This window comes from Streptomyces sp. NPDC021080, assembly GCF_044333225.1.
GTDB lineage: Bacteria > Actinomycetota > Actinomycetes > Streptomycetales > Streptomycetaceae > Streptomyces.
Genome location: NZ_JBIRQM010000013.1, coordinates 33,315 through 48,785, shown reverse-complemented (window position 1 = coordinate 48,785; position 15,471 = coordinate 33,315). Strand labels below are relative to the sequence as shown.

Sequence of the window (15,471 nt, the reverse complement as noted above, 5' to 3'; positions counted from 1 at the left end):
TGCCGGCACGCCGGGCGGGCTCGGCTACGGGTAGGCAGGACGAACTCGGCTGCCGACGCGCCGGACGGGCCCGGTTGCCGGTGTGCCGGGCGGGCCTGCTTGTCGGTGTGCCGGGCGGGCCCGGTTGCCATGAGGCCGGTTGCCGGCGCGCCGGAGGGACCCGGTTGCCGGCGCGCCGGAAGGGCCCGCTTGCCGGTACGCCGGCCGAGCCCGGCTGTCGGCACGTCGGACGGGCCGGTATCCGCCGGGACGTCGGACGGGCCGGGACCCGCCGGGGTTCCGGCCCGTCCGGTATCCGTGCGCCGGCCTCGGAGGCCGCGTCCGCCCTCCGGCTATCCCTCCACCACCGCGACCCCGGCGACCCCCGCGACCTCGGTGGGCGGCGGCTGCGCCGCGTCCGCCGGTGTCGTCAGCTCCGGCAGCAGGTCGAGCACCGCCCGGCGCTCGGCCTCGCTCGTGTCGTCGTCGTAGGGGTCCGGCGTGGCCGGGACCTGGAGGCGCAGGACGGGCCCGGCGCCGAGGCGCGCGTAGCCGCGGCCGGGCGGCACGTCCTGGGTCGGGGTGGTGTGCGGGGGAGCGCCGAGGACCGCTTCCAGCTGGGCGGCCGAGGCGGTGCCGAGCACCACGCGCGCGCGGGTGTGCTGCCGTACCGCGTCGCCGATGAAGTCGAGGTTCTCGAAGTGTTCGGCGATCACGACCGTGACGCCCGCGGCACGGCCGTGCCGCAGCGGGATCTGGAGGAGCGACAGGGGATCCCTGCGTCCGTCGGCGGCGGCCAGATGGCCGAGCGCGCTCGGCCGGTCCAGCAGGATCCACAGCGGGTTCCTGATGTCGTCGGGGGCGGGGTGCCCCGCCTGGCGGGCACGGTTCGCGGCGATCAGCCGCCGCTCCGTCTCGTGCGCCGCCCACTCCAGACTGGCCAGTGCCCCGCCCGTCGAGCACTCGACGGCCAGGACGCCCTCCCGCCCGGTCAGACACGCGTACTCGCCGGTGCCCCCGCCGTCGACGACGACGACATCGCCGTACTGGAGGGACTGCAGGGCGATGGAGCGCAGCAGGGTGGTCGTGCCGGTGCCCGGTTCGCCGGTGATCAGCAGGTGCGGCTCGGTGGACCGGGGACCCGTGCGCCAGACGACCGGCGGCACGTCGCGCCGCTCCTCGCCGTGGGTGAGCGGGAGCGTGCGCTGGACGTCGGCGGGATCGGTGAATCCGAGGACCGTCTCGCCGGGCGCGGTGACGAAGCGCTGGGCGGCGATGTCGGTGGGCAGGGGCGGCAGGACCGTGACGGTGAGTTCGTTGCCCTCCTCGTCCCAGTCGAAGTGGTACTCGCGGCCGCGGCCCGACTTGGCGTGCAGGAGCTGCTCGATGCGCGCGCGGGAGTCCGGTTCGCCGTCCGTGAAGTACGCCGGGTAGTGGACGAGCAGACGGGAGATCCGTCCGTCGTCGTCGAAGTCGTACGAGGCGAAGGCCTTCTCCCAGTCGCCGCCGTGGGCGTACAGGGGAGCGGGGTCCTCGGCCGCGGAGAAGTGCGGGACGAGTGCCTCGTAGAGGGACTGGAGGCGTGCGGTCTGTGCCTCGTCCGGGCCGGTCGCGGGCGGTGGGGTGCGCTCGCGACCGGCCCAGGCCGCCGCCGCCATCAGGCTGATGACGGCCAGCAGCGGTCCGTACGGCACCAGGGCCACGATCAGGACGACCGAGGCCACCAGGAACAGCAGTGGTCCGCGCCGGTCCTTGGGAGTGGCGGCCCACTTGCGCCGTCCGGCGGCTGCCAGCCGGCGCAGTCCACGGGTGACCGTGATCAGTGGGTGGAGGACGTCGGTGGCGCTGTCGGCTGCCGTCCGGGCCAGCTCCCGGCTCTTGGCGATGTGTGCGGTGCCGTTGCTGAGGATGCGGGGGAGAGGGCGCCGAGCCACTGCTGTCTCCTGAAGGTGCGTACGAGGTGGGGGACGTCGTCAGAACTTGATCCCGCCGAGGAGGCCCGCCAGGCTCTCCCCGCCGGCCTTGATGCTGGGCGCGATGGCCGTGCTCGCGAGGTAGAAGCCGAAGAGTGCGGCCACAAAGGCGTGCGACCCCTTCAGCCCGTCCTTCTTGAAGAAGAGGAAGACGATGATGCCGAGAAGGACGACGCCTGACATGGACAGAATCATTTGAGCTCTCCTGGTTCGTGGGGACGGTCACCATGAGTTGTCCCAGGATCACAGCATGTATCCATACGATAAAAGGTGCAACAGGGTGAAAAATGGCTGATTTCACCCGTGGGGTTGATCTGTCTTGCGCCGCCTGAGCTGCTCCGTTGCGCTCGATGTGCACTTTGTGATCTTTGCCGCGGAGGATGCCCCTCATGTGCCGCCGGAGCCAGTACCCTGTCGATTCACCCGAACGGTTGCAGTGAGAGGCGGTCCGGCAGATGAGCGAAGCCCCCGACCCCGAGGTCGTGGAGCTCGCGACCAAGATCTTCGATCTGGCGCGGCGAGGTGAGACGGAGACGCTCGTGGCGTATGTCGACGCGGGTGTTCCGGCCGACCTCACCAACGACCGCGGCGACTCGCTCGTGATGCTCGCCGCCTACCACGGTCACGCCGGGGCGGTCCGCGCCCTGCTGGAGCGCGGCGCCGAGGCCGACCGGGTGAACGACCGGGGCCAGACCCCCCTCGCCGGGGCCGTCTTCAAGGGCGAGGAGGCCGTCATCCGGGTCCTTCTGACCGCCGGTGCCGATCCGGCCGCGGGCACCCCCTCGGCCGTCGACACGGCGCGCATGTTCGCCAAGACGGACCTGCTCGAATTGTTCGGCACGTCATGAATCGAACGCTCTGACCAGGCGAAACGCAGGAAAAAAGGGAGGCGGAACGGGGCCGCCGGAAATACGGTCGCGGCAGGAAGAACGGCCGGGTCATCATGACGACGTGATTCACGGACGCGATGGCTGGGCAGGAGTTGCCGCACCGCGCGGGCCGTGACGCGGCCCGCATGGGCCACCGACGAGAGGCAGAGGAAGATGGTCTACAGCAAGCAAGAGACGGCGGGCGCCCCGACGTGTTGTCACGCGGCCAGGTAATGCAGGATCCCGGTTGCGTCGACGCTTGATGTGAGGCTGTTTCCCATGTTCGATCCGGTCATAGCGCCCAGCGGTACCCTGCTCGGCCTGCTCCAGAGGGGCCGCGGCGACGGCACGCTGCACGCGCTCACCGCACCGCGGGCCGAGGCGCTCGCGGCACTGAACCACTGTGTCCTCAGGGACCCCCGCCACGACTGGCAGGTGGAGAACCGCTCCCTGTACTACGCCCGTCTCTACCTCGATCTGAGCGGTGAGCTCGACGAGATCGAGCGGCACCTCTTCGACGCCGAGGACATCCTCGACGACTGCGAGTCACGCACGGGGCTCGCCCTCGCCGTCCTCGGACACCTCGCCTCGTACGGCAGGCGCGACGCGCTCGCGCTGCTGCGCAGGTACGCCGCGGTCGGCTCCAACTGGGCCTGGGCCCTGGACGAACTGGCCCTGCGCGACGACGACGCGGGCCTGCGGGCCCTCGCCGCCCCCGTGCTCGCCCGGTTCCCGGCCGACCCGGAGGGCGAGGCCGCCCTCGCCGCCGCCGTACGCGACGCCTTCGAGCCGCGGCCCTGGCGGCTGTGGGCCGAGGACTCCCGTACGTCCGTCGCCACCCGTGTGCGTGCCGCCCGGGAGGCCGGGTCCTTCGACCGCTGGCAGCGCCAGATGCGGCCGTCGGGTCCCCGTCCCGGATGGAGCGTCGGCGCCGTCTTCGAATGGGCCCAGCAGGGCATCGAGCGCGGAGCCGCGCTGCACGTCCCCGCCGCCCGCTGCCTGACCGCCGTCGCCGGACCGGAGGACCGTCCCGAGATCGTCGAGGCCGCGCGCCACGGCTCGGAGGGCGCGCGCTGCACGGCCCTGCGCTATCTCGCCGACGGCAACGATCCGGACGCCCTCGACCTGGTCGAGTCGGCCGTCGCGGACGGTTCGACGGCCGTCGCCGACGCCGCCGTCGACGCCTTCGAACGGATGCAGAGCGTCGCCGCCGTCGACCGGGCGCGCGGCTGGGCCCACCGGCCCGACGCGCTCGGCGCCGCCGCCGGCCGCGTTCTCGCCTGCCGGGGCGGAGCGCAGGACCGCGATCTCGTCCTGGCGGCGCTGCGCGAGGCGGTACGGGGCGAGGGGCCCGACGCGCCGACCCTGTGGACCCTCGTCGACGGCACCGGACGGCTCGGCATCGCCTGCGCCGCCCCCGTGCTGCGGCACGTCTACCGGGAGACCGCGTCGTCGCACCTGCGCCAGCGCGCCGCCCGCGCCCTGGCCGCCACCGATCCCTCCTTCCCCGCGGGCTTCGCCGTCGAATGCCTCTGGGACTGCGAGGAGACCACCCGGGAGATCGCCGCCCGGCACGCCGAGACCGGTGACGCGCGCGTGGTGGATCAGCTGCGCCGACTGGCGTCGGATCCGGCCGAGGAGGCCGAGGTCCAGACAGCGGTACGGAGCAGGATCGGGCCCGACGCGCCGGCCGTATGAACGTTCGGTGACCCGGGAGTCAGGAGCGCGTGGACGGGGGCTGACCTGCTCGGGGGCGGAGGGCAACGCTCATGGGACGTTCATCGTTCGCATAGATCCACGTTGACGCGGCCACGTCCAACGGGGCGAGAACACCCGTATGCGTGTCGTCATCGTGACCGAATCCTTTCCCCCCGATGTGAACGGCGTGGCCCACTGCGCGCTCCAGACCGCCCGGCACCTCGTCGATCGCGGTCACGCTCCCCTCGTCGTCGCCCCGGCCACCTCCCCCAAGTCCTCGGCCTCCCCCGACCAGGGAGGCACCCCCACCGGGAACGGGCCCGACGCCCTCGCGCCGTGCCCGGTCGTCCGTGTCCCCTCGATCCCGCTCCCGGGTTACCCCCAGGTCCGCGTCGCCCTCCCCAGCCGGCGCGTCGCCGCGGCCATCACCGAACACCGCGCCGACATCGTCCACCTGGCCAGCCCCTTCGTCCTCGGCGTCCGCGGCATGGCGGCCGCCTCCCGCCTCGGCATCCCCGCCGTGGCCGTCTACCAGACCGACCTCGCCGGATACGCCCGCACCTACATCAGTGCCGGTGAGGCCACCGCGTGGCGGCGCATCCGCTCGGTGCACGCCGCCGCCGACCGGACGCTCGCTCCCTCCAGCGCCGCCCTGCGCGACCTGGAGGAGCACGGCGTACCCCGGGTGCGGCTGTGGGCACGCGGTGTCGACACGACCCGCTTCCGACCCTGCCACCGCGACGAGGCGCTGCGCCGCGAACTCGCGCCGAACGGCGAGCTGATCGTCGGGTACGTCGGCCGGCTCGCCCCCGAGAAGCACGTCGAACTCCTCTCCGGGGTCTGCGGACTGGACGGCGTCCGCGTCGTCGTGGTCGGCGACGGCCCCAGCGGGACCACCCTGCGCGGCGCGCTCCCCGGCGCCGTCTTCCTCGGCCGGCGCACCGGCGGCGAACTCGCCCGGATCTTCGCCTCGCTGGACGTCTTCGCGCACACCGGCCCCTTCGAGACCTTCTGCCAGACCGTGCAGGAGGCCATGGCCAGCGGCGTGCCCGTGATCGCGCCCGCCGCGGGCGGACCGCTCGACCTGGTCGACCACGGGCGCACCGGACTGCTGGTCCCGCCGTGCGACGCCGACGCCGTACGGGACGCGGTGCGCACCCTGGCCGCCGATCCCGCGCTGCGGGCGGCCTACGGCGCCGCAGGCCACGCCATGGTCGAGGGCCGCACCTGGGCCGCCGTGGGCGACCAGCTCATCGGCCACTACGAGGACGTGCTCTGCGCACGGAAGCCGGTGGCGGCATGAGCCTGCGCATCGTACGGCTCGCCAACTTCGTCGCCCCCTCCTCCGGAGGGCTGCGCACCGCCCTGCGGGAGCTGGGCGCCGGCTACCTGGCCGCCGGTCACGAACCGGTCCTCGTCATACCCGGCGAGCGCGCGAGCGACCGCGACACCGCGCAGGGACGGGTGATCACCCTGCCCGGCCCGCTGCTGCCCGGCACCGGCGGCTACCGCGTCCTCACCGACAGGCGCAGGGTCGCCCGGCTCCTGGAGTCGCTCGCCCCCGACCGGCTGGAGGTCTCCGACCGCACCACCCTGCGCTGGACCGGGGTCTGGGCACGACGGGCCCGGGTGCCCGCGGTGATGGTCTCCCACGAGACCGCCGACGGGGTGCTGCGGACCTGGGGACTGCCCGAGGCCATGGCCCGCCGCACCGCCGACGCCCTCAACGTCCGCACCGCGCACACCTACGCGCGCGTCGTGTGCACCACGGAGTTCGCCGAGCGCGAGTTCGTGCGGATCGGCGCCCGCAACGTCGTACGCGCCCCCCTGGGCGTCGATCTGACGGACCGGCACCCCGCCCTGCGCGATCCGGCGCTGCGCGCCCGCCACGCGCGCGCGGACCAGGTCCTGCTCGTGATGTGTTCCCGCCTCTCGGTCGAGAAGCGCCCCGGTACGGCGCTCGACGCGCTGGAGGCGCTGCTGCGGCGCGGTGAGCGGGCCGTGCTCGTCGTCGCCGGGGACGGACCGCTCAGGGCCCGGCTCGAACAGCGCGCCCGGGAGCGGCGGCTGCCCGTCACCTTCCTCGGGCACGTCGCCGACCGCACCCTGCTCGGTTCGCTCCAGGCCTCGGCGGACGTGTGCCTGGCACCCGGGCCCGCGGAGACCTTCGGGCTCGCCGCCCTGGAGGCGATGGCCTGCGGCACCCCCGTCGTCGCCAGCGCGCACTCCGCCCTGCCGGAGATCGTCGGCTCCGCCGGAGCCACCGCCGCCGACAGCGGGGACTCCTTCGCCGACGCGGTACGACTGCTGCTCGGCCGCGCCGAGGGCGAGCGCAGGCAGGCCGCACGCGCGCGTGCCGAGTGCTTCGGCTGGGACGCCGCCGTGGCGGGCTTCCTCGCCGCGCACGACGCGGTGGCCGTGCCCCGGCCACGTCTCCAGGAGGGCGTGGCATGAGACGGGTTCGGTTCGTCGCCCTCGGGGACTCCCTCACGGAAGGCGTGGGCGACCCCGTGGGGGACCGGTGGCGGGGATGGGCCGAGCTGCTCGCCCCGGGACTCGCTCCGGCGGACGCGCCCGTGCGGTTCACCAACCTCGCGGTCAGCGGGGCACAGACACGGGACGTGCTCGAACGGCAGACCCCGGCGGCGCTCGCCCTGGAGCCCGACATCGTCTCCGTCGTGATCGGCGTCAACGACACCCTGCGGTACACCTTCGACATCCACGCGGTGGCCGAACGGCTCGACACGGTGTACGCGGCCTTCCGCGCGCGGGACGCGATCGTGCTGACGGCCTGCCTCCCGGACCCCGGCTCGATGCTGGGGCTGCCGGGAGCCCTGGCCCGTCCGCTGGCCCGGCGTCAGCACGCGGTCAACGCGGTCGTGCACGCCCTCTCGAAGCGGCACGGGGCGATGCATCTGCACGCGGCGGAGGAGGACTGGCTCGAGGACCGCGCCGTGTGGAGCGCCGACCGGCTGCACCCGGGGGAGCGGGGGCACCGTCAACTGGCCCTGCGTTTCCACGCCCTGCTCGCCGAGGAGGGCGTCGCCTCCGGGATCGCCCCCTCGGCCGAGGCCGAATTCCCCGCGCCGACCCGCTCCGCGAGCCTGCTGTGGCTGGCCACGGCGGGAACGGGCTGGGTGGCCAGGCGCTGCACGGACCTGCTGCCCCAGCTGCTCACCCTCGCCGCGTCCGAGGTGCGCCACCGGGCCCGGGGCACCAGCGCCCGCCTCGACCTGAGCGCCTCGCACGCCGTCGCGTCCGCCCTGGCTGCCCTGTCCGTGGCGGAACGGCCGGACGTGGTCTGAGGGATGGACGTTGCCGGGAGGCGGGGCGGGACCTGAAGGCACGGGCGTGGCTGGAGGCCGTACGTGGTCTGAGGGGTGGCGCGGCTTGACGGTCGGGCGGGGCCGACGGCCGGGCGGAGGCGCGAGGCGGGCACCGGCCGTGAGGACCGGTGCCCCGTTCGCTCCGCACGGCCCGCGACGGCATCACCGACGGCCTACGGCCACGAAGCGCACCGGGGTTCCCGGCACCGCCTGAGCGGCCGCCGTGAGGTCGGCGGGACGGACGACCGCGATCACCGGATAGCCCCCGGTGGTCGGATGGTCGGCGAGGAAGACGACCGGGCGGCCGTCGGGCGGCACCTGAACGGCCCCCAGCACCATGCCCTCACTGGGGAGTTCACCGGCGACGGCCCGCTCCAGGGAGGGCCCGTCCGTGCGCAGGCCGATGCGGTTGCTCGCCGACGAGACCCGGTAGACGCGCGTCGTGAGCGTCCGCAGGGCGGGCCCGGTGAACCAGTCGTCGCGCGGGCCCAGGGTCACGCGCAGCACCAGCTCGGCAGGCGGTGCGCGGTGCGCGGCGACGTCCACGCGCGCGTGAAGGGTGCCGGGACTTCCCAGGGGCAGCACCGTGCCGTCCGTCAGGGGCGGGGGGCCGAGCCCCGAGAGAAGGTCCGTCGAACGGCTGCCGAGCACCGGATCGACCGCCACACCACCGGAGACGGCCACATAACTCCGCAGCCCCGCGCGCGCTGAACCGACGTCCAGGAGTGCCCCCGCGGGCACCCGGACGGGAGCCCCCCAGGCCGCCGGACGGCCGTCCACCCGCACCGGGCAGGGCGCTCCCGTCACGGCCACCGTGACCGCCGAACGGGGGCGCAGGGCACAGCCGTCGACGGTCGTCTCCAGCACGGCGGCCCCGGCGGGGTTGGCGACGAGCCGGTTCGCCAGCTCCGCCGCGGGCGCGTCGAGCGCTCCGCAGCGCGGTACGCCGAGATGGGCGTGCCCCGGCCGCCCCTGGTCCTGGACGGTGGTCAGGGCCCCGGCCCGCACCACCGCGAGGGCCCGGTCGCTCATCAACACCCCGCCGGTACGAAACGGACCCGCGCCCCGGGGGTCAGCAGCGCGGCCGGTACGCGCGCGTGGTCCCACAGCACCGCGTCCGTGGTGCCGATCAGCTGCCAGCCGCCCGGCGAACTGCGCGGGTACACACCGGTGTACGGACCCGCCAGCGCCACGGAGCCCGCGGGCACCGCCGTGCGCGGGGTGGCCCGGCGCGGCAGGTCGTACCGTGCCGGCAGTCCCGTGAGGTAGCCGAAGCCGGGTGCGAACCCGCAGAACGCGACCCGGAATTCGACCTCCGCGTGGATCTTCGGCACCTCGTGCACCGCCACCCCCCAGAAGGCCGCCACGTCCGCCAGGTCGGGACCGTCGTACCGTACCGGGATCTCGACGGTGCCGTCCGCGTGCGCGTCCGGCGGGGGGATCTTCCAGCCGGGCAGCGACTCCGCGAGGCGGGCGGGGTCGTCCAGGCCGTCCAGGAGCACCGTGCGGGCCGCCGGGACGATCTCCCGCACGGTGAGCGAGCCCTCCGCGCGACGCCGTACCAGCTCGGCGTGCAGGGCCTGGGCGGCCTCCCCCGAGCAGACCTCGACCAGCAGCGCCCGGTCGCCGACGGGCAGGACCTTCACGAGGTCGCCCGCGGGCACCGGTTCCGTACGCCTGCCGCCGGGCACCGGCTCCGTACGGCCGTCGGCGGGCCGGAGCCTCACGCGAACGCCTCCACACGCACGCCCGCCGACTCCAGCCGGGACCGCACCCGGCGGGCCAGTCCGACCGCCCCCGGCGTGTCCCCGTGCAGGCACAGGGAGCGCGCCCGGACCGGAACGCGCTCCCCGGAGAGCGAGACGACCACCCCGGAGCGCGCCAGGCCCAGGGAGCGCTCGACCACGGTCTCGGCCTCCGTGATCACCGCGCCCTCCTGGGTACGCGGCACCAGCGTGCCCTCCCCGGTGTACGCCCGGTCCGCGAACGCCTCGGCGACGACGGGCAGCCCGGCCCGCTCGGCGATCTTCAGGAAGCGCGAGGACGGCAGCCCGAGCACGGGCAGCCCCGCGCCCGCGAGCACGACACCGTCGACGACCGCCGCCGCCTGCTCCTCGTCGTGCACGACGCGGTTGTAGAGCGCGCCGTGCGGTTTCACGTACGCCACCCGCGAGCCCGCCGCGCGCGCGAAGACCTCCAGGGCGCCGATCTGGTACGCCACTTCGGCCGCCAGCTCGTCGGAGGGCACGTCCATCGCCCGCCGCCCGAACCCCGCCAGGTCACGGTAGGAGACCTGGGCGCCGATCCGCACGCCCCGCTCCGCCGCCAGCTCGCACACCCGCCGCATGGTGGCCGCGTCCCCCGCGTGGAAGCCACAGGCCACGTTGGCGCTGGTCACGACGGACAGCAGCTGTTCGTCGTCGGTCAGCCGCCAGCGGCCGAAGCCCTCGCCGAGATCGGCGTTGAGATCGATGGGGGTCATGGGATGCCGTTCCTCCTGTTCCGGCCCGTTCAGGCCACTCGGTACTGCTCGTCGCGGGTGTCGGTGATGAACATCCGGCCGGGCGCGTGGGTGATCGCGAACGGCGGACGGGATGCCATCACGGCCGCCTGGGGTGTCACTCCACAGGCCCAGAACACCGGGATGTCGTCCGGGTCCGCGATCACCGGATCGCCGAAGTCGGGGCGCGAGAGATCCTCGATGCCCAGTCCCGACGGATCGCCGCAGTGCACCGGAGAGCCGTGCACGGCGGGCAGCAGACTGCTCTCCCGGATCGCCGTGCTCAGGTGCTCGGGCGGCACCGGACGCATCGAGACGACCATGGGGCCGCGCAGCCGTCCCGCCGGCCGGCACTGACGCGCCGTCACGTACATCGAGACGTTGCGGCCCTGCTCGATGTGACGCATCGGGACGCCCGCGGAGCTCAGCGCCCACTCGAAGGTGAAGCTGCAGCCGATCAGGAACGACACCAGGTCGGACCGCCAGTGGTCGAGGACGTCCGTGGGCTCGGCCACCAACTCGCCGTGTTCCCACACCCGGTAGCCCGGCAGGTCGGTGCGCAGGTCGGCGCCCTCGGCGAGCACGGTGGTCCGGGAACCGGCGTCGGTGACGTCGAGGACGGGACACGGCTTGGGGTTGCGCTGGCAGAACAGCAGCATCTCGTACGCCCAGTCGGCGGGCACCGAGACGAGGTTGGCCTGGGCGTGGCCCGCGGCGATCCCGGCGGTCGGGACCGAGAGCCCCGAACGGAACCGCCGGCGTGCTCTCGCGGGGGTCCACGCGCGCGCGTGGGCCGCGGGCTTCAGCGGGCCCGGCGAGCCGTCCCCGGGGAGGGCGGACGGCCGGACCCGGACGGTCTCGTTCACAGGAGCTCCTTGCCACGGGTCTCGGGGAGTCCGGTCAGGGCGAGTGCGGCGAGCGCGTAGCCGATCGCGCCGAAGACCAGCGCTCCGCCCACGCCCCAGCTGTCGGCCAGGAACCCGACCGTGGTGGGGAAGGCGGCGCCGACGGCCCGCCCGGTGTTGTACGCGAACCCCTGTCCCGTGCCCCGTACGGCCGCCGGGTAGAGCTCGGCGAGGAACGAGCCGAAGCCGCTGAAGATCGCCGACATGCAGAAGCCGAGGGGGAAACCGAGCACCAGGAGAAGGGTGTCGGCGCCGCTCGGGATGTTCGCGTAGGCGACGATGCAGGCCGCGGAGAGGACCGCGAAGAGCAGGATGTTGCGTTTGCGGCCCAGTCGGTCGGTGAGGAGACCACCGGTGAGGTAGCCGAGGAAGGCTCCGGAGATCAGGAGCGTCAGGTAGCCGCCGGTGCCGACGACGGACAGTCCGCGCTCCGTCTTCAGATAGGTGGGCACCCAGGTGGCCAGTGTGTAGTAGCCGCCCTGGACACCGGTGGAGAGCAGGACCGCGAAGACCGTGGTGCGCAGCAGGCCCGGGGCCTCGGCCGTGCCGGGCCTGAAGAGCGTGGTGAACGACCCCTTGTCCGCGCTCCTCTCGCGGACCGCGGCCGCCTCGGGGGCGTCCCGCACCTGGCGCCTGACCCACACCACGAGCAGCGCCGGCAGGGCGCCGGTCCAGAACATCACGCGCCAGGCGAGGTCGTCGTCGAGGTACTGGAAGACCAGCGTGTAGACGAGCACCGCCAGGCCCCAGCCGACGGCCCAGGCGCTCTGGACCGCGCCGAGCGTGCGCCCCCGGTGCCGGGGGCTCGCGTACTCGGCGACCAGGACGGCGCCGACCGCCCACTCGCCGCCGAAGCCGAGGCCCTGGAGGGCACGGAAGACCAGCAGTGTCTCGTAGTCGGGTGCGAAACCGCAGGCCACGGTGAACACCGCGTACGTGACGACCGTGATCATCAGCGCCTTGACGCGCCCGATCCGGTCCGCGACCACACCCGCGACGGCGCCGCCGACCGCGGACACGACCAGCGTGACGGTGGTGAACAGGCCCGTCTGGCCGCTGTCGAGGCCGAAGTAGGCCGCGAGGGCGACCATGCTCAGCGGCAGGGTGAAGTAGTCGTACGAGTCGAGGCCGTAGCCGCCGAACGCGCCGCCGAAGGCGCGCCGGCCCCGCGGGCCGAGGGCGCGCAGCCAGCCGAACGCGCCGTCCTGGGAGCCGGGTTCACCCGTGACGGGTGGAGTGCCGGGGGTCAGGGCCTGGGATGGAGGGGTCGTGCTCATGGGCACCTCGCAGTGAGGGACGGAGAGTGCATGAGGACTGAACCGGGCCGTGCGGAAGCCTTCGGGCGCTGGGCAGTTCGCGTTCCGGGTGATGCGGGGAGCGCCTGTCCGTCAAGGTAGAGGATCGTTGAACGATCCCTCAATACCCGTGTTGTTTCGTTCCTGGGTCTGCGGTTGAATTCCGGGCATGGCAGAGCTGACGGAACTGGCCGACGATCGTGCCCTGTTGGGCCGCACCAGCACCGCCGAGCGGGTCTCGGACATCCTCAGGAGCCGGATCGCCGAGGGCTTCTTCCCGCCCGGGACGCGACTGTCCGAGGACAGCATCGGCGGCGCCCTCGGGGTTTCGCGCAACACGCTGCGGGAGGCGTTCCGGCTGCTCACGCACGAGCGACTGCTGGTCCACGAACTCAACCGAGGGGTTTTCGTACGGGTGCTCACCGTCGAGGACGTCGAGGACATCTACCGCACCCGGTCCCTCGTCGAGTGCGCCGTGGTCCGCGGGCTCGGCAGCCCGCCGTACGCCGTGGAGGCGATCGGCAAGGCCGTCTCCGACGGGCAGCGGGCGGCACGCGAAGGTGACTGGAAAGGAGTGTCGACCGCCAACATCCACTTCCACCGCGAGCTGGTCGCGCTCGCCGGCAGCGCCCGTACCGACGAGGTGATGCGCAGCGTCTTCGCGGAGCTGCGTCTGGCGTTCCACGTCGTGGACGACCCCCAGCGGCTCCACGAGCCGTACCTCGCGCGCAACCACGAGATCCTCCAGACCCTCCGGGCGGGCGACCGGGACGCCGCGGAGCGTCTCCTCGCGGCCTACCTCGACGACTCGCTCAGGGGCCTGGTCGAGGTGTACGCACGCAGGGTGGCCGACGGGGGACAGGGCACGGGCTGACGGGCACGCGTGCCGCGCGGGGCCGGTGTGTGGCATCGGCCACGTGGGACGGGTGTGAGACGGGCCGACCGGTCCGACCGGTCCGGGCGGTCTCGGCAGGCTCTAGCGGGAGCGGGAGCGGGAGCGAGGGGCCGGCGACGGCGTCGTGGGGTCGGGGCGTGCGGTCGGAGCGTGGGGCCCTGAGGCGGGTGCCGGGGCCCTCGCGGTGGGGCTGCGGGGCGGCCGGGTCGGCGGGTGGTGGTCGGTCGGGCCGGCAGGTGGTGACGGGTCGGGCCGGCGGGGGTGCGGGTCGGTCGGGTCGGCGGGTTGTGGGTCGGGCGGCGGGTTGTGGCGTGGCTGTGACGGTGGTCGCTTCTGCGCTGTTTCGACCGTTGTCGGACCGAGGACCTAGTCTGTTCACCGTGACTTCGCCTGCATCGACGGACAGCGTTCCGCCCCAGCTCAGCGCGGGGCCGCGCCCGGCGCCGGGCCCGGCCGCCGACGAGGGCCTGGCGCGGCGGCTGCGGGCGCTCGCCTGCACCGCGCCGCTGCACGACCTGGACATGCGCAAGGCGAATCTCGCGGGCGAGTACACGGTGTACGGCATGGCCGAGGTGGCCCTCGCCGCCATCGATCTCGTCACACTGAACATGGACTTCGACACGGGCGCCGACCACGACCAGATAGTGGCCAGGCTCATCCCGCGCATCGCAGCCCAGGCCCCCGGACGTCCTGTCGCCGAGCACGAGCGCGTGGCCCGCTGGGTCCTGGAGAACCTGATCAACGTCGGCAGCGTCGACCGGGGCTTCCGGGCCGTGTACGGCACCTTCGCACCCGACGGCACCTATGTGCGCCGGGATTACGACTTCAAGCTGATCGAGGAAGTGCCGGGCTACGGCGGGAGCGTCTACCTCCGTACGACCGACGAGGCGGTCAACGTCCTCGTCGGCGCCCTCGACACCGATGTCACCAGCGCGCAGATCGCCGCCGAGGTCAAGCTGGAGGTCCTGATCAGCCGCGGCCGGCTGGCCGACGCGCAGCTCGCCGCCGAACAGGCCCGCTACCGCACCGTCCAGTACGCGGAAACGCTGCGCAAGGCCCTCGACGCCACCCGGCGCAACGTGCGGGCCGTCGACTGGCTCCAGGCCGTGCCCGACATGATCGCCGAGGCCCTGGACCACGTGGCCGACCGGTACCGCCACGAGAACGCCATCCTCACCAACATCCGCAAGGCCCGTGACGAGTCCGAGGACCCCGAGCAGAAGCGGCGCGCCGCCGAGCTCGTCGACATAGTCAAGGACTGCATCCGCCGGCACACCCAGCTCCAGTCCCGCCTCCTCGAAGCCGGCCCGCTGTTCCGCGCCGAGCAGGACCGGCAGGCCTTCGGGACCCCCATGACGACCTCGGGGATCGACCTCTACGGCCATCTGGTCGCGCCGGTGCTGCCCCTGCCGGTGGAGCAGGCGCTGCGCGTCACCGACGCCTTCTTCAAGCGCGGGACGGGCCTGCGCACCCCCGTCGCCGTGCGGGTCGCCGACCTCGTCGACATCCTGCTGACGCCTCCGCTGGAGCGCGAGCACCTCGGCGCGGAGATGCCCGAGCCCGACCTGATCGCCACCCCGGACGACAGCCGTTTCAGCGAGGAGCAGCTCGCCTCGGCCAAGGAACTGCTGAACCTGCCGCCCGACGCGCCGCGCCGGCTGTCCGGACTGCTGGCGGAGGCCCGCCGCCGCGATCCCGAGCTGCCCTACCTGGTGGCGCTCCTGGCCGTGCACGCCGCGAGTCCGCCGGTCGGCACCGCCTACCGCCAGGGCGAGGAACGCCTGCTGTTCGCCGTGGACGACGGGACCGAGCTGGACGACCCGGAATTCGGCGGGGCCGACCTGATCGTGGGCATGGCCCTGCTCGACGCGGCCGGGATGAAGGCGGACCGGGCATGAACCGTCCGCCGCTCCGACCGGCGCACCGCGGGTCGCCCCGGACCCCCGCGTCGGGCGCCACCGGCCGCGCACGGTCGGCGCAGCCGCATCCTCAGGGGCCGGCCGAGCCGCACTTCCAGGGCTCGGCGGAACA

14 protein-coding genes are annotated in these 15,471 nt (G+C 73.8%); 7 read left to right on the top strand and 7 right to left on the bottom strand.

Features of this window, described 5'->3' with window-relative positions; translation table 11 throughout:
• Positions 1-332: 332 nt before the first annotated feature.
• Both ACH4S8_RS29380 and ACH4S8_RS29375 read right to left on the bottom strand, forming a co-directional pair.
• Positions 333-1,913: a hypothetical protein gene (locus ACH4S8_RS29380; RefSeq protein ID WP_398399272.1), complete on the bottom strand. Its 1,581-nt coding sequence runs from the start codon at positions 1,911-1,913 to the stop codon at positions 333-335.
• 39 nt (positions 1,914-1,952) lie between these two features.
• Positions 1,953-2,147, bottom strand: coding sequence for a hypothetical protein (locus tag ACH4S8_RS29375; protein ID WP_398399270.1), 195 nt, complete (start codon positions 2,145-2,147; stop codon positions 1,953-1,955).
• 260 nt (positions 2,148-2,407) lie between these two features.
• Between ACH4S8_RS29375 and ACH4S8_RS29370 the strand changes: the two genes are divergently transcribed.
• The 5 genes from ACH4S8_RS29370 to ACH4S8_RS29350 all read left to right on the top strand — a co-directional run bounded on the left by ACH4S8_RS29370 (position 2,408) and on the right by ACH4S8_RS29350 (position 7,824).
• Entirely contained in the window at positions 2,408-2,800 is a 393-nt protein-coding gene (locus ACH4S8_RS29370; protein ID WP_398399268.1) for an ankyrin repeat domain-containing protein, read from the top strand.
• Between the two features lie 300 nt (positions 2,801-3,100).
• Positions 3,101-4,519: a HEAT repeat domain-containing protein gene (locus ACH4S8_RS29365; RefSeq protein WP_398399266.1), complete on the top strand. Its 1,419-nt coding sequence runs from the start codon at positions 3,101-3,103 to the stop codon at positions 4,517-4,519.
• A gap of 139 nt (positions 4,520-4,658) precedes the next feature.
• Positions 4,659-5,822, top strand: a complete 1,164-nt coding sequence (locus ACH4S8_RS29360) for a glycosyltransferase family 4 protein (RefSeq protein WP_398399264.1) — start codon at positions 4,659-4,661, stop codon at positions 5,820-5,822.
• Entirely contained in the window at positions 5,819-6,973 is a 1,155-nt protein-coding gene (locus ACH4S8_RS29355; protein ID WP_398399259.1) for a glycosyltransferase, read from the top strand. The genes ACH4S8_RS29360 and ACH4S8_RS29355 overlap by 4 nt, the downstream gene beginning before the upstream one ends.
• Positions 6,970-7,824, top strand: a complete 855-nt coding sequence (locus ACH4S8_RS29350; protein WP_398399257.1) for an SGNH/GDSL hydrolase family protein — start codon at positions 6,970-6,972, stop codon at positions 7,822-7,824. Before ACH4S8_RS29355 ends, ACH4S8_RS29350 begins: the two co-directional genes overlap by 4 nt.
• A gap of 183 nt (positions 7,825-8,007) precedes the next feature.
• On the opposite strand, the gene ACH4S8_RS29345 is transcribed toward ACH4S8_RS29350, so the two are convergent.
• The 5 genes from ACH4S8_RS29345 to ACH4S8_RS29325 form a co-directional block, all read right to left on the bottom strand.
• Positions 8,008-8,877: a biotin-dependent carboxyltransferase family protein gene (locus ACH4S8_RS29345; protein ID WP_398399255.1), complete on the bottom strand. Its 870-nt coding sequence runs from the start codon at positions 8,875-8,877 to the stop codon at positions 8,008-8,010.
• Positions 8,877-9,491, bottom strand: coding sequence for an allophanate hydrolase subunit 1 (locus tag ACH4S8_RS29340; protein ID WP_398399723.1), 615 nt, complete (start codon positions 9,489-9,491; stop codon positions 8,877-8,879). The genes ACH4S8_RS29345 and ACH4S8_RS29340 overlap by 1 nt, the downstream gene beginning before the upstream one ends.
• A gap of 77 nt (positions 9,492-9,568) precedes the next feature.
• Positions 9,569-10,327 carry a LamB/YcsF family protein gene (locus tag ACH4S8_RS29335; RefSeq protein ID WP_398399253.1) on the bottom strand — a complete coding sequence of 253 codons (759 nt, stop codon included), beginning with the start codon at positions 10,325-10,327 and terminating at the stop codon, positions 9,569-9,571.
• Positions 10,328-10,356: 29 nt separating this feature from the next.
• Positions 10,357-11,151 (bottom strand): putative hydro-lyase, encoded by a 795-nt coding sequence (locus tag ACH4S8_RS29330; protein WP_398399721.1) that lies wholly within the window; start codon positions 11,149-11,151, stop codon positions 10,357-10,359.
• A gap of 56 nt (positions 11,152-11,207) precedes the next feature.
• On the bottom strand, positions 11,208-12,527 hold the full coding sequence (locus ACH4S8_RS29325) for an MFS transporter (protein WP_398399251.1): 1,320 nt from the start codon (positions 12,525-12,527) through the stop codon (positions 11,208-11,210).
• Positions 12,528-12,714: 187 nt separating this feature from the next.
• Between ACH4S8_RS29325 and ACH4S8_RS29320 the strand changes: the two genes are divergently transcribed.
• The gene (locus ACH4S8_RS29320; protein ID WP_398399249.1) at positions 12,715-13,419 is read left to right on the top strand and encodes a GntR family transcriptional regulator; all 705 of its coding nucleotides are present in this window, start codon (positions 12,715-12,717) and stop codon (positions 13,417-13,419) included.
• Between the two features lie 401 nt (positions 13,420-13,820).
• The gene (locus ACH4S8_RS29315) at positions 13,821-15,338 is read left to right on the top strand and encodes a hypothetical protein (RefSeq protein ID WP_398399247.1); all 1,518 of its coding nucleotides are present in this window, start codon (positions 13,821-13,823) and stop codon (positions 15,336-15,338) included.
• Positions 15,339-15,471 lie beyond the last annotated feature (133 nt).

Coding starts and splice junctions, on each gene's coding strand:
- ACH4S8_RS29375 (WP_398399270.1), bottom strand. CDS start 2,147: ATGATTCTGTCCATGTCAGGCGTCGTCCTTCTCGGCATCATCGTCTTC.
- ACH4S8_RS29370 (WP_398399268.1), top strand. CDS start 2,408: ATGAGCGAAGCCCCCGACCCCGAGGTCGTGGAGCTCGCGACCAAGATC.
- ACH4S8_RS29365 (WP_398399266.1), top strand. CDS start 3,101: ATGTTCGATCCGGTCATAGCGCCCAGCGGTACCCTGCTCGGCCTGCTC.
- ACH4S8_RS29360 (WP_398399264.1), top strand. CDS start 4,659: ATGCGTGTCGTCATCGTGACCGAATCCTTTCCCCCCGATGTGAACGGC.
- ACH4S8_RS29355 (WP_398399259.1), top strand. CDS start 5,819: ATGAGCCTGCGCATCGTACGGCTCGCCAACTTCGTCGCCCCCTCCTCC.
- ACH4S8_RS29350 (WP_398399257.1), top strand. CDS start 6,970: ATGAGACGGGTTCGGTTCGTCGCCCTCGGGGACTCCCTCACGGAAGGC.
- ACH4S8_RS29345 (WP_398399255.1), bottom strand. CDS start 8,877: ATGAGCGACCGGGCCCTCGCGGTGGTGCGGGCCGGGGCCCTGACCACC.
- ACH4S8_RS29335 (WP_398399253.1), bottom strand. CDS start 10,327: ATGACCCCCATCGATCTCAACGCCGATCTCGGCGAGGGCTTCGGCCGC.
- ACH4S8_RS29325 (WP_398399251.1), bottom strand. CDS start 12,527: ATGAGCACGACCCCTCCATCCCAGGCCCTGACCCCCGGCACTCCACCC.
- ACH4S8_RS29320 (WP_398399249.1), top strand. CDS start 12,715: ATGGCAGAGCTGACGGAACTGGCCGACGATCGTGCCCTGTTGGGCCGC.